We start from the raw sequence: 13,283 nt of genomic DNA, 5'->3' as shown, positions 1-13,283 counted from the left end.
CCCGAGGAAGGAGAGCAGTCATGCCTGCCTCCAGAACCAGGCACCTCTGCTCCGTGGCCGCCGCCCTCCTGCTGACCGTCGTCGGCCCGGCGACCGCCGCCTCCGCAGCCTCCCCCACCGCGTCCGACGCCTCGGGCCTGCGCGAGGTGCTGTTCGTCGGCAACAACTGGGACGGCACCGCCGATGTCATCAAGTCCTCCGGCGACTTCGCGAAGGTCGGCCGGGTCGACGTCATCCCGGACAAGGACCGGCGGATGGCGGAGATCAACGCGGATCCCGTCAAGTGGATCTACTTCATGGCGATCCGCAACAGCGTCGGCGAGGGGCACGACCAGTTCGCCGACGACATGTACTCCACTCCGGACGGCAGATCGGTGGTGGTCTCCCGGCCGAGCTTCGCCGACGTCGTCTCGATCGACCTCGCCACCGGAAAGCTCAACTGGCGCTTCCCCGTGGCCGGTTACCGCGCCGACCACATGGCGGTCTCACCCGACGGCACCCGCGTCGCCGTCTCCGCGTCGACGGCGAACACCGTGCACGTGCTGGACATCGACACCGGCAAGCAGCTGGGGTCGTTCGCGACCGGCGACAAGCCGCACGAGAACATCTTCACCAAGGACGGCAAGTACATCTGGAACATGTCCATCGGGGACGTCAACACCGCCCTCGACGACCCCGTTTGGGACTGGACCAAGGGCGACCGGCACATCACGGTCGTGGACGCGACGACGTACAGGGAGGTCAAGGTCATCGACATGCGTCAGCGGCTGGACGCCTTCGGGCTGAAGAACTTCTCCGACGCGGTGCGCCCGGCCGTCTTCTCCCCCGACGAGTCGAAGCTGTACTTCCAGGTGTCGTTCTTCAACGGCTTCCTGGAGTACGACGTCGCCGCCGACAAGATCACCAGGATGAAGACGCTGCCGAAGAACCCGGCCACCAGCGAGGACCGCACCACCTGGGTCAACGACTCACGCCACCACGGCCTGTCGATGAACCCCGCGGGCACCAAGCTGTGCGTCGCGGGCACCATGGACGACTACGCCACCGTGGTCGACCGCGCCTCCCTCCAGGAGGGCCCGCTGATCACCACGTCCAAGCCGTACTGGGCCACGGTCAGCGGTGACGGCAAGGACTGCGTCGTCTCCGAGAGCGGCGCCGACCAGGTCACGGCGATCGACTTCGCGACCGGCGAGAAGGTGGTGTCCGTGCCGGTCGGAGACCACCCGCAACGTGTACGGCTGGGCCACGTACCGGCCGACTGGAGCGGCCCATCCGCTGGTTAGTATCGAAATGTGCTTAATAGTCCGCCTTGTAGATATTTGGGCGTTTTCTTGCGCGTTGGATGGATTCGGTCGGTGCAACTGAGTCAATCTCGCTCCATGGCATCGGCCATCACCCGACCCGATACGCGCAAGGAGCACATGCATGAGTCCTGAGAACAGGACGGCCCGGCTGCTGGGGCCGCTGGCGCGAACCAGCTTCAAGAAGGCAGGTACGCTGGCCTCGTTCACGGTGGTCATGGCAGTGGGCCTGGTCGGCCCCGCCGCGGCGGCCGCACAGAACATGTCGAGCCACGGATCCGTCCAGGGCGGCGGCGACAAGTGCAAGTCGAGTCACCGTTCGGCCGAGCTCGGCGGTGGCGGCGGCGGCGAGCGCGGCTGCACGGGGCCGACCGGCCCGACCGGCCCGAGAGGCAAGACCGGCCCCACCGGCCCGACCGGCCCGGCCGGAGAGACCGGCGCGACCGGCCCCACCGGCCCCACCGGCGAAAACGGAGAGAACGGCGCGACCGGAGCCACCGGCCCCACCGGCCCGACCGGAGGGAACGGAAAGAACGGCGCGACCGGCCCCACCGGCCCCACCGGCCCGACCGGCGCGACCGGCTCGACCGGGCCGTGTTCCGACATCGACGCGACACAGGACTCGTCCAACTTCGAGCTCCGAGGAGCGTTGACCGGCGGGATCACGTACGCCGGAATCCGTGACACCCGGACCAACGTGGACCACACGTTGAGGTGGACCGACCTCAGCGGCCGGTTGTTCTACCCCTCGGGCGGCGCCGCCGGTGTCCCCTGTGGCGTGTCCGTCAACCAGCACGCCCAGAGCGACCCCATCACGATCGATGTCGTCACCACCACGGGGCAGGTCTGGGAAATCGACTGCACCCAGGTCCAGCTCCTGGGTGACCCGACACCGGCATCACTCACCTGTGCCGCCTCCTGGAACCAGTTGAACACACCGCTTCCGGGTGCGATCAACAGCTAGGCCGGCGTCTCGGATCGCCGAAGGCCGGACGGCCGGGGCCCGTGGAACGGGCACCGGCCGTCCGGCCTTCGGTGCTGTTTCCTCAACCACCCACCCTGCTCGTCACGTTCAGCAGGTACTCCTTCCGGTTGAGCGGGTTGTGGTCGGTGCGCGGCCGCTCGGGGACCGGAGTGCGGGTGACCGGCGCGTAGTCGTCGAAGGCGCTCTCCAGCTCGCCCTCGCCCCGCGTCAACCCCGGCAGCCGCTCCTCCAGTTCGTGCACCCGGGCGGCCGGCATCGCACCCTCCAGGACGCAGAGCGAGCCGCGCGCCACGGTCGTACGCGGTACGGCGCCCAGCTTGGCCAGCACCGGCAGCAGCGCGCCCAGCGTGTCCGCCGGCGCCTCGACACGGAAGCGGTGCATGGGCTCGTGGACCCGGGTGCCCGCGCGCCGCAGCGCCTCGATCAGGACGAGTGGGGTCAGGCCCCGGAAGTCGTAGCCGGTGCTCGACATGCTCTTGTCGAAACCCTGGTGGGCGTGGCTCTGCCGGGGCGAGTAGCCGGAGTGGGTCATGGTGACCGTGCAGTCGGTGACCTGCCAGCCGTGCGGCCCCTGTCCGAGCGTCTCGCGCACCGTGTCCTCGACCGCCTTGAAGAAGGCGTACGGCATCGACCCCAGCTCCACCTCCAGTCGGAAGTCCACGCCTGCGCCGACCGGAGCGGGGTCGACGCGCAGGCCGACCGTGGCGAGGAAGGGATTGGGGTCCTTCTTGTTGAACTCCACGGCCTGCCCGCTGCCGGCGGGCCGTTCGATGCACAGGGTGGTGGTCTCCCGGAAGGTGACGTCCAGGCCGTACTCGTCGGCGAGGGTGGCCTGGACGACCTCCTTCTGCACCTCGCCGTACAGGGACACGGAGGTCTCCCCGCGCAGCTCGTCGTGGCGGACGCCGATGAGCGGGTCCTGTTCGGCCAGCTGAGTGAGCGCGAGGTGCAGGGAGCGCCGGTCGGTGCCGGGGCCGGGGACGACGACGGTCTCCAGGGTGGGCGGTGCGAAGTGGTGCTCGTACGCTCGTCCAGGCAGGCCGAGCGGGTCGCCGACGCGGACGCCGCCGAGCCCCCACACCTTGGCGATCCGGCCGGCGACCACGCTGTCCCGGCGCGGGTCCGTGCCCTGGTCGAAGACGGTGAGCGCCGTGACCCGGCCCTCGGCACGGCCGTCTTCCGACGCTGTGCGGCAATCCCCCCTCGCCGTGCGACCGCTGCCGGAGGCCACGCGGCCGTCCCCCGGCGCCATCCGGCCGTCGCCGGAGGCCATGCGACCGCTGCCGAACGGCGAAGTGCCGTTCCCGTCCGCCGCGCGGCCGTCCCCGAACGGGATCCGGTCCCGTACGCGCAGGGTGCCGGAGAAGATCCGGGCGTAGGCGACCTTCTCGCCGGCCGGGCCGCGTTCGACCTTGAACACCGTGCCGGACAGCGGGCCGTCCGGGTCGCCGTCGGCGGTGGGCAGGAGCCGCTCGATGCCGGTGATCAGCTCGGTGACGCCGGCTCCGGTGACGGCCGAGCCGAAGTACACCGGATGAACCAGTGCCGCGCGGGTCTGCCGTGCCAGGGCGGCGCGCAGGCGCCGGCCGGACACGCCGCCGTTGACGTAGGCGGTGAGCAGGGCGTCGTCGTGGTCGGCGAGCGCGTCGAGTGCGGACGGGCCGAGTCCGGGGACGAAGCGGGCCGCACGTGATCCGAGTCCGGCCGTCGTCCCCATCGGCACGAGCGGTACCGCGAGCCTGCGGACCATCTCGCGGAGCAGGTCCTGCTCGCGGGCGCCGCGCCGGTCGATCTTGTTGACGAGGACGAGGGTGGGGATGCGCAGCCGGCGCAGGGTGCGCATGAGGATCCGGGTCTGTGCCTGGACGCCCTCGACGGCCGAGACGACCAGGACGGCGCCGTCGAGCACGCCGAGCACCCGTTCCACCTCGGCGATGAAGTCGGGGTGACCGGGGGTGTCGATGAGGTTGACGGTCACCGAGTCGAGCGGGAAGGAGACGACCGCCGACTTGATGGTGATGCCGCGCCGCCGCTCCAGCGCGAGGGTGTCCGTGCGGGTGTTGCCGGCGTCGACGCTGCCGATCTCGTCGGTGACCCCGGCGCAGTGCAGCAGCCGTTCGGTCAGGCTGGTCTTACCGGCGTCGACGTGGGCGAGGATTCCGAGGTTGAGCAGGTGCACTGAGCGTGATGTCCTTCGGCATGGGTGGGATTCCTTCCTGGGTGGACATGCACGCAGTGCGCATCTGAGGTCCTCTCCGGGTGACGTCGGTACCCGTGCAGTGCAGCAGGGTCGCCCCCGTGGCAGCAACGGATTAATGCTCAGCAAATGCCCGCCGCACCACTCGCCCCCTCCGGGACGCCGCCCTAGAGTGACCTACGTCACGCCCGCACGACTGACCTCACCCGCTCCTGCCCGCACGGTCTGGAGGGCCCATGACCCATATCAAGGTGCTCGTGGACGGCACGACGTACGAGGACGACGTGGAGCCCCGGCTCCTTCTGGTCCACTACCTGCGCGACCGCCTCGGCCTCACCGGCACCCCGATCGGCTGCGACACCTCCAACTGCGGAGCGTGCACGGTCGACCTCGACGGGGCGACCGTCAAGAGCTGCTCGGTCCTGGCGGTGCAGGCGGACGAGAGCGAGGTGACCACCGTCCAGGGGCTGGCCGAGAACGGCGAGTGGTCGCCGCTCCAGCGGGCCTTCCACGAGCGGCACGGTCTGCAGTGCGGCTACTGCACCCCCGGGATGATCATGGCGGCACGGGATCTGCTGCGTGAGAACCCCCTCCCCACCGCCGACGAGGTCCGGGAGGCCCTGGAGGGAAACCTCTGCCGGTGCACCGGTTACCAGAACATCGTCCGCGCGGTGCTCGCCGCCTCCGGGCAGCAGGTCGGCGAGGAGGTCGCCTCATGACCGATCAGGCCATGGAACGTGAGGTCGGCCGCTCGCGGCTGCGCAAGGAGGACGCCCGGCTGGTCACGGGCCAGACCAACTGGACGGACAACATCCAGGTCGCCGGTCTGCTGCACCTGGCCATCCTGCGCAGTCCGATGGCCCACGCCCGCATCGTCCGCGTCGACGTCTCCCCGGCTCTGGAACGCCCCGGTGTCGTCGCGGCGTTCAGCGGCGCCGACCTCGCCGAGGGGCTCGGCTCGCTGCCCTGCGGCTGGCCGGTGACCGAGGACATGGTGCTGCCCGACCATCCGCCGGTCGCCGTCGACGAGGTCCGCTACGCGGGTGACCCGGTGGCGGTCGTCGTGGCCCGCGACCGGTACGCGGCGGCGGACGCGCTGGAGGCGATCGAGGTCGACTACGAGCCGCTGCCCCCGGTGCTCGACCTGGAGGCCGCCCTGGCCGAGGACTCCCCGCTGGTCCACGCCGACAAGGGCACCAACCGCTGCTACGTGTGGCCGCTGGCGACCGGCGAGAGCTTCGACTCCGTCCGTGAGCGCGCCGACGTCACGATCAGGCGGCGCTATCACCAGCAGCGGCTGATCCCCAACGCCATGGAGCCGCGCGCGGTCGTCGTCACCCCGCTCCCCGCCTCCGGCGAGTACACCGTCTACTCGGCGACGCAGATCCCGCACATCCTGCGGATCATGCTCGCGATGGTCACCGGGGTCCCCGAGCAGAAGCTCCGGGTGATCGCCCCGGACGTGGGCGGCGGCTTCGGCTCGAAGCTCCAGGTCTACGGCGAGGAGGCGCTGGCCGTCGCGGTGGCCCGCCGGCTGGGCCGGCCGGTGAAGTGGACCGAGTCCCGCTCCGAGGGCTACCTCGCGACCCACCACGGCCGCGGCATGATCCAGGACGTCGAGGTGGCCGCCACCCGGGAGGGCCGGCTGCTCGGTCTGAAGGTGGACCTGCTCGCCGACATGGGCGCGTACCTGATGCTGGTCACCCCGGGTGTCCCGCTCCTCGGTGCCTTCATGTACCCGGGGATCTACAAGATGGACGCCTACGACTTCACCTGCACGGGCGTGTTCACCACCCGTACCCCCACCGACGCCTACCGCGGCGCCGGACGCCCGGAGGCCACCTTCGCCATCGAGCGGATCATGGACGATCTGGCCGCCGAACTCGGCCTGGACCCGTTCGAGGTGCGGCGCCGGAACTGGATCCGGCACGAGGAGTTCCCGTACACCACGGTCGCCGGACTGACCTACGACACCGGCAACTACGAGGCGGCGACGGACAAGGCCCTGGCCCTGTTCGGGTACGACGACCTGCGCGCGGAGCAGCAGAAGCGCAACGAGCGCGGCGACCCGGTCCGCCTCGGCATCGGGGTGTCGACGTTCACCGAGATGTGCGGTCTGGCGCCGAGCCGGGTGCTGCGCGACCTCGGGTACACGGCCGGCGGCTGGGAGGCGGCGAGCATCCGGATGCTGCCCACCGGCAAGGTCGAGGTCGTCACCGGCACCAGCCCGCACGGGCAGGGCCATGTGACCTGCTGGAGCCAGATCGCGGCCGACGTGCTGGGCGTGCCGTTCGAGGACGTCGAGGTGGTGCACGGCGACACCCTGGCGGCTCCGCAGGGCATGGACACCTACGGCTCGCGGTCGCTGGTCGTGGGCGGCGAGGCCGTGTTCCGGGCGGCGACGAAGGTGGTCGACAGGGCCCGCAGGGTCGCGGCCCACCTGCTGGAGGCGAGCGAGCAGGACCTGGAGTTCACGCAGGGCGTGTTCTCCGTGAAGGGCTCCCCGGAGGCGCGCAGGACCATCCAGGAGATCGCCTTCGAGGCGTTCACCTCGCACGACCTGCCCGACGGCATGGAGCCCACCATCAACGCCGGTCACCTCGTGGACCCGGAGAACTTCTCGTTCCCGCACGGCACCCACCTGTGCGCGGTCGAGGTCGACACGGAGACCGGGCGGACGCGGATCCGGTCGTACGTCTGCGTCGACGACGTCGGCCGGGTCGTCAACCCGATGATCGTCGAGGGCCAGGTGCACGGCGGGCTCGCCCAGGGCATCGCGCAGGCGCTGTACGAGGAGGCCGTGTACGACGACGAGGGCAACCTCGTCTCCGGCACCATGGCCGACTATCTCGTGCCGTCCGCGGCGGACCTGCCGGACTTCGTGACCGACCGGACCGAGACGCCCGCAGTGTCCAACTCCCTGGGGGTCAAGGGGGTCGGGGAGGCCGGGGCGATCGCGTCGACGCCGGCCGTCGTGAACGCCGTCGTGGACGCGCTCAGACCGCTCGGGGTGCGGGACGTGCGGATGCCGTGCTCGCCGCAGCGGGTGTGGGAGACGATCCGGTCGGCGCGGTCGGGCGGGACCGGGGGCAGTGGCGGGACCGGTGGGTCCGGTCGGGCCGGGAAGGAGGCCTCGGCATGATTCCTCCCGCATTCGAGTACGCGCGCCCGGCGAGCGTGGACGAGGCGGTACGGATCCTCTCGGACGCCGGCGAGGACGCGAAGGTGCTGGCCGGCGGGCAGAGCCTGCTGCCGCTGCTGCGACTGCGGCTGGCCTTCCCGGAACTCGTCGTGGACGTGGGCCGGATCCAGGAGCTGCGCGGGGTCCGCGAGGACGGCGACACGCTCGTCATCGGCGCGATGACCACCCACCACGCCGTGCTCCGCGCCCCGCTGGTGCGCCGGCACGCCGGTCTGCTGGCACAGGCGACGGCCACGGTCGCCGACCCCGCCGTACGGCACCGGGGCACCCTCGGCGGCTCCCTCGCGCACGCCGACCCGGCCGGGGACCTGCCTGCCGTGATGCTGGCCCTGGACGCCGAACTGGTCGCCGCCGGGCCGGAGGGCCGGCGCAGGATCCCGGCCCGGGAGTTCTTCGTCGACTACCTCCAGTCGGTGCTGGCGCCCTACGAACTGCTGGTGGAGGTGCGCATCCCCAAGTCGGACGCCTGGAGCTTCCACTACGAGAAGTTCCACCGGGTCGCCCAGGCCTGGGCGATCGTCGGCGTGGCCGCCCTGGTGCGGCGGGACGACGGGGGCATCGCGGAGGCGCGCATCGCACTGACCAACATGGGCTCGATCCCGCTGCGGGCCACCCTCACGGAGGAGGCGCTCGTCGGCGCCGACGGTCCGGGAGCCGTCGCGCGGGCCGCCGAGGCCGCGGCCGAGGGCACCCAGCCGTCGCAGGACCTGTCCGCCTCGCCCGAGTACCGGGAACACCTCGCGCGTGTGCTGACCGAGCGCGCGGTGCTGACCGCCGCAGGAATGGGGTGAGTGCCGATCACCGCGATGGACGGCCCGGAACAGGTGCGGGCCCGCCTGGAGAAGACGGGGTATCTCGTCGACGAAGGGCTGGCCGTCACCTGCTTCCTGGCCCTGCGGCTGCACCGGCCGCTCTTCTGCGAGGGCGACGCGGGCGTGGGCAAGACCGCGCTCGCGACGGCCCTCGCCGAGGTGCTCGGCGCCCCGTTGATCCGGCTCCAGTGCCACGAGGGCATCGACGCCTCCCAGGCCCTGTACGACTGGGACTTCCCGCGCCAGCTGCTGCACCTCAGGGCCGCGGAGGCGGCCGGCGTGCAGGACGCCGACCGGCTGGAGAGCGAACTGTACGACCGGCGTTTCCTCATCGCCCGGCCGCTGCTGCGCGCCCTTCAGACGCAGCCGTCGGTGCTGCTGGTCGACGAGATCGACCGCGCCGACGACGAGTTCGAGGCGTTCCTGCTGGAGCTGCTGTCCGAGTACTCGGTCACGATCCCGGAACTGGGCACGCTGCGTGCCGAGGAGCCGCCGGTGGTCGTGCTGACCTCGAACCGGACCCGCGAGGTGCACGACGCGCTGAAGCGGCGGTGCCTGTACCACTGGTTCGACCACCCCTCCTTCGCCCGCGAACTGGCCATCGTGCGCAGCCGGTTGCCGCAGGTGTCCGCGCGGCTGGCCGAACAGGTCACGGCGCTCGTGCAGGCCCTGCGGGGCGCGGACCTGGTCAAGCCGCCCGGTGTCGCCGAGACGATCGACTGGGCGCAGGCCCTGGACGCCCTGGGCGCGAACGAGGTCGACGCGGAACTGGCCGTGGCGACACTCGGTTCGGTCCTGAAGTACCGGGAGGACACGGACCGGGCGCGGGGACTCGACCTCACGGCGGTCCTGGCGGCCCGAGGGACGTGAGAGGGATGCGTACGACGGGAAACGGGGCGCTGCCTCCCGACGCGGCGGCGGCCTCCCTCGGCGCGGATGCCGTACTGCTCGGATTCGTACGGGCGTTGCGGGCGGCCGGGCTGGACGCCGGTGCCGAACGGGTGCACGCCTTTCTGCGCGCCGTCGATGTGCTGCGGCCCGGGATGCGGGCCGACGTGTACTGGGCGGGGCGTGCGACGCTGTGCGCAGGGCACGACGACCTGGAGCGGTACGAGCGCGTGTTCGCCGCCTACTTCGGACCGAGCGGCGACCGCGCCCCGCGCGTGGTGCGTACGGCTCCTCCGCCCCGGCGCCGTCCGATGGTCGTACGGGAGGCGTCGTCCGGACCACGGGCGCCCGGAGAGAACGAGCCCCCGGGCCCGCCCACCGCCACGCTGGCCAGCCGGGCCGAGGTGCTGCGGCACCGGGACGTCGCCGAACTGGACCCCGCCGAACGGGCCCAACTGCGCCGTCTGCTGGCCGCGTTCGGACTGCACGGACAGACCCGCCGCTCGGCGCGGCGCGGGCCCGCCCGGCGCGGGCGGGTCGATCCGCGCCGCACGGTACGGGAGTTGCTGCGGCGCGGCGGCGAACCGGCCCTGCTCCTTCGGCACACGCGCGTGGAGCGGCCTCGCCGGGTCGTACTGCTCGTCGACGTGAGCGGTTCGATGGCGCCGTACGCCGACGCGCTGCTGCGGTTCGCGCACGCGGCGGTGCGCGGGGGCCGAACGGAGGTGTTCACCATCGGCACCCGGCTGACCCGGGTGACCCGCGAACTCACGCACCGCGACCCGGACCTGGCGATGACGGCACTTGCGGCGACCGTGCCGGACTGGCGCGGCGGCACCCGACTGGGCGAACTCCTGCGGGAGTTCCTCGGCCGCTGGGGTCAACGCGGCATGGCGCGCGGCGCGATCGTCGTGATCCTCTCGGACGGCTGGGAACGCGGCGACCCGGAACTGCTCGCCGCCCAGATGCGCCGCCTGCACGCCCTGGCCCACCAGGTCGTCTGGGCGAACCCCCGCAAGGCCCGCCCTGGTTACGCACCCCTCGCCGCGGGAATGGCCGCCGCCCTGCCGAGCGTGGACAGCTTCGTGGAGGGCCACAGCCTGGCGGCACTGGAACGACTGGCGGCGGTGGTGCGCGGGGCGGAGGCCGAAACGGTGGGTGTCGATCGGGTCGGTACGGACGGCGTGGAAGGAGCGGACCGTGCGTGAGATTCTGCCGGCGTTGGAACGGTGGTACGGGGCCTCGGTCCCGTTCGGGCTGGCCATGGTCGTCGCGGTCAGCCGCAGCGCGCCGCGCGGGCCCGGCGCCGCCATGGCCGTGGGGCCGGACGACGAAGTCGTGGGGAGCGTGTCCGGGGGCTGTGTCGAGGGTGCGGTGTTCGAGCTGGCGCAGGAGGTGGTGGCGAGCGGCGAAGCACGGTTGGAGACCTTCGGTTACAGCGACGAGGACGCGTTCGCGGTCGGGCTCACCTGCGGCGGCGAGATGACCCTGCTGGTGCGGCCCGTGACGCCCGAGTCGGACCCGGCGTTCGGCGCGCTCGCCACGGCGGTCGCCGCGGGCGAGCCGGTGACCATGGCCACGGTGGTCGACGGGCCCGCCCCGCGCGGGGCCATGCTCGCGGTCTGGCCGGACAGTGTGGCCGGCACGCTCGGCACGGCCGGCCTGGATGTCGCCGTCAGCGCGGACGCACGCGGCGAACTCGCCCTCGGCGCCTCGGTCCTGAGGCACTACGGACCCCACGGGGAGCGCCGCGAGGACGCCGTCACGGTGTTCCTGCAGTCCTTCGCGCCGCCCCCGCGCATGCTCGTCTTCGGTGCGATCGACTACGCGGCCGCGGTGGCCCGCATCGGCGACTTCCTCGGCTACCGGGTCACCGTGTGCGACGCCCGCCCCGTCTTCGCCACACCCAAGCGGTTCCCGGAGGGCGTGGAGGTCGTCGTCGACTGGCCGCACCGCTACCTCGCCGGCACGGACACCGACGAGCGCACGGTCATCTGTGTCCTCACCCACGACCCGAAGTTCGACGCCCCGCTCCTGGAGGAGGCGCTGCGCCGGCCGGCCGCGTACATCGGGGCGATGGGCAGCCGCCGCACGCACGACGAACGGCGCGAACGGCTGGCCGAGGCCGGCCTGACCGAGGCCGAGCTGTCCCGGCTGCGCTCCCCGCTCGGGCTGGACCTCGGGGCCCGTACGCCGGAGGAGGTCGCGGTGTCCGTGGCCGCCGAGATCGTCGCCCTGCGCTGGGGCGGCAGCGGAACGCCGCTGACCGCCACCAGCGGAGCCATCCATCCACCCGCCACCGCCTGAGCACGAGGAGGAAGTCATGGAACTGCACCACGAGTTCACCGTCCCCGTCCAGGTCGACGACGCCTGGCACGCCCTCCTCGACATCGAACGCGTCGCACCGTGTCTGCCGGGCGCGACGGTGGAGGAGTACGACGGCAAGACCGTGACCGGCTCGGTCAAGGTGAAGCTCGGCCCGGTCACCCTCACCTACCGGGGCACCGCGGTCTTCGAGGAACAGGACGAGACGGCCCACCGGCTGGTCCTCCAGGCGAACGGCCGGGAGGCCCGGGGCCAGGGCACGGCCCGCGCGACGGTCACCGGCACGCTGAGCGAGCGCGACGGCGGTACGGCCGTGTCGGTACGCACCGACCTGACGGTGACCGGTCGTCCGGCGCAGTTCGGGCGCGGGGTACTGGCGGAGGTCGGTGACCGGCTGGTGGGCCAGTTCGCGGCATGCCTCGAACAGCGACTGGCCGAGCAACCTGCGCAGGCACCGGAGATGGAGCGGGGAGAGGCGCGGGAGCACGCCGACCGGGCGCAGCCGACACCCCCCCGAACGGAAGAACCAGAGGAGCCGGAACCGCTCGACCTCCTGCGGACGGCCGGGTTGCCGGTGGCCAAGCGGGCGGCGGGCGCCGCGGCGGTGGTCGCCGTACTGGCCGTGGTGGTGGCGCGCCTGCGCCGCCGGAGGCGCGCACACCGAGCCGGCCGCTCGCGCCGGTAGAGGACCCGCACCACGCGAACCGCGCCCCTGGAACCGTCCCCCGGCCGCGTGCTCTCAGGCGTCCCCCGCCACCCGCGCGTGCAGATGCTGGTCGTGCCAGCCGTCCGCGTGGAGCAAGGCACTGCGCTGGGTGCCCTCTTGGCGCGCTTGGGCAGGTGGGTGTCGGACATCAGGAGCAGGCGCACGCTCCCAGCGAATCAGTGCCGCCCGTCCGGGGTGGCGCGGAACCCCGGAATAATCTTCAGGTAAAACTGAACAGCCTCAGCTGGACAGTCCCATCTGACCGACCTAGGGTGACCGGCATGGCACGCATCTCGGATTCCGCCGATCGCGCCGCCCGCGAGCTGCGCGTGGTGTTCAGCCGGCTGCGGCGTCGTATCCGCGAGGTCGCGCAGGACGCCGATCTGACCCCCTCGCAGGAGTCGGCGCTCTCACTGGTCGGCAAGCACGGGGCGGCCACGGCCAGCGCGCTGGCCGCCGCGGAAGGGGTGCGTCCGCAGTCGATGGCGACCACGCTGGCCGGACTCGACCAGCACGGGCTCATCCGCCGGTCCCCGGACCCCGAGGACGGCCGCCGCCAGCTGGTCACCCTCACCGACGCGGGCCGGGCCCGCGTCGAGGGCAACAAGCAGCTGCGCGAGGAGTGGCTGGCCCGCGCCTTCCAGGACCGGTACACCGAGGAGGAACGGCAGACCGTCCTCAAGGCAATGGAACTGATGGAACGCCTCTCGCAGCCGTGACACCGAGGCCGGTTCGCCGTCGCGCGCACCGGGGCGGGCCGTCCGGCCCGCCCCGCGCCACGGCGGCCCGGTTCTGCCCATGCGCGCCGGCGCCGTACCGCTGCCGGCGGTGATCCCCCCGGCCGTCCCCCGGCCGGTTCTCCCCCAC

At 72.2% G+C, this 13,283-nt stretch carries 11 protein-coding genes and 1 pseudogene; 10 read left to right on the top strand and 2 right to left on the bottom strand.

The annotated features are described in order from the left end of the window. Positions 1-20 precede the first annotated feature (20 nt). Both ACWD5D_RS14170 and ACWD5D_RS14165 read left to right on the top strand, forming a co-directional pair. Complete coding sequence (locus ACWD5D_RS14170; protein WP_451372943.1) at positions 21-1,283, top strand: YncE family protein; 1,263 nt, start codon at positions 21-23, stop codon at positions 1,281-1,283. 142 nt (positions 1,284-1,425) lie between these two features. Continuing rightward, positions 1,426-2,265 (top strand): collagen-like triple helix repeat-containing protein, encoded by an 840-nt coding sequence (locus tag ACWD5D_RS14165; RefSeq protein WP_451372942.1) that lies wholly within the window; start codon positions 1,426-1,428, stop codon positions 2,263-2,265. A gap of 82 nt (positions 2,266-2,347) precedes the next feature. On the opposite strand, the gene ACWD5D_RS14160 is transcribed toward ACWD5D_RS14165, so the two are convergent. After that, positions 2,348-4,465 carry a GTP-binding protein gene (locus ACWD5D_RS14160; RefSeq protein ID WP_451372941.1) on the bottom strand — a complete coding sequence of 706 codons (2,118 nt, stop codon included), beginning with the start codon at positions 4,463-4,465 and terminating at the stop codon, positions 2,348-2,350. Positions 4,466-4,719: 254 nt separating this feature from the next. On the opposite strand from ACWD5D_RS14160, the gene ACWD5D_RS14155 reads away from it, so the two are divergent. From ACWD5D_RS14155 to ACWD5D_RS14125, 7 genes are read left to right on the top strand one after another with little or no spacing between them, the layout of a single operon-like run. Further along, on the top strand, positions 4,720-5,202 hold the full coding sequence (locus ACWD5D_RS14155; RefSeq protein WP_451372940.1) for a (2Fe-2S)-binding protein: 483 nt from the start codon (positions 4,720-4,722) through the stop codon (positions 5,200-5,202). Then, positions 5,199-7,625, top strand: a complete 2,427-nt coding sequence (locus tag ACWD5D_RS14150) for a xanthine dehydrogenase family protein molybdopterin-binding subunit (protein WP_451372939.1) — start codon at positions 5,199-5,201, stop codon at positions 7,623-7,625. The genes ACWD5D_RS14155 and ACWD5D_RS14150 overlap by 4 nt, the downstream gene beginning before the upstream one ends. Beyond that, a complete protein-coding gene (locus ACWD5D_RS14145; protein WP_451372938.1) occupies positions 7,622-8,476 on the top strand; it encodes an FAD binding domain-containing protein in 855 nt (284 codons plus the stop codon). Before ACWD5D_RS14150 ends, ACWD5D_RS14145 begins: the two co-directional genes overlap by 4 nt. A gap of 15 nt (positions 8,477-8,491) precedes the next feature. Further along, positions 8,492-9,367 carry an AAA family ATPase gene (locus ACWD5D_RS14140; protein ID WP_451373095.1) on the top strand — a complete coding sequence of 292 codons (876 nt, stop codon included), beginning with the start codon at positions 8,492-8,494 and terminating at the stop codon, positions 9,365-9,367. Positions 9,368-9,372: 5 nt separating this feature from the next. Next, the gene (locus ACWD5D_RS14135; RefSeq protein ID WP_451372937.1) at positions 9,373-10,593 is read left to right on the top strand and encodes a vWA domain-containing protein; all 1,221 of its coding nucleotides are present in this window, start codon (positions 9,373-9,375) and stop codon (positions 10,591-10,593) included. Continuing rightward, complete coding sequence (locus tag ACWD5D_RS14130; RefSeq protein WP_451372936.1) at positions 10,586-11,692, top strand: XdhC family protein; 1,107 nt, start codon at positions 10,586-10,588, stop codon at positions 11,690-11,692. The genes ACWD5D_RS14135 and ACWD5D_RS14130 overlap by 8 nt, the downstream gene beginning before the upstream one ends. Before the next feature lie 16 nt (positions 11,693-11,708). Further along, complete coding sequence (locus ACWD5D_RS14125) at positions 11,709-12,395, top strand: SRPBCC family protein (protein ID WP_451372935.1); 687 nt, start codon at positions 11,709-11,711, stop codon at positions 12,393-12,395. A 54-nt stretch (positions 12,396-12,449) separates the two neighbouring features. On the opposite strand, the pseudogene ACWD5D_RS14120 reads toward ACWD5D_RS14125, so the two are convergent. Further along, positions 12,450-12,539 (bottom strand): annotated as a pseudogene (locus ACWD5D_RS14120) (GNAT family N-acetyltransferase); the annotation flags it as partial. A gap of 158 nt (positions 12,540-12,697) precedes the next feature. Here ACWD5D_RS14120 and ACWD5D_RS14115 point away from each other — a divergent pair. After that, positions 12,698-13,135, top strand: a complete 438-nt coding sequence (locus ACWD5D_RS14115; RefSeq protein WP_451372934.1) for a MarR family winged helix-turn-helix transcriptional regulator — start codon at positions 12,698-12,700, stop codon at positions 13,133-13,135. The last annotated feature ends 148 nt before the right edge of the window (positions 13,136-13,283 follow it).

The organism is Streptomyces sp. NPDC002520 (assembly GCF_053595235.1).
This window is presented reverse-complemented; position numbering and strand designations above follow the sequence as displayed.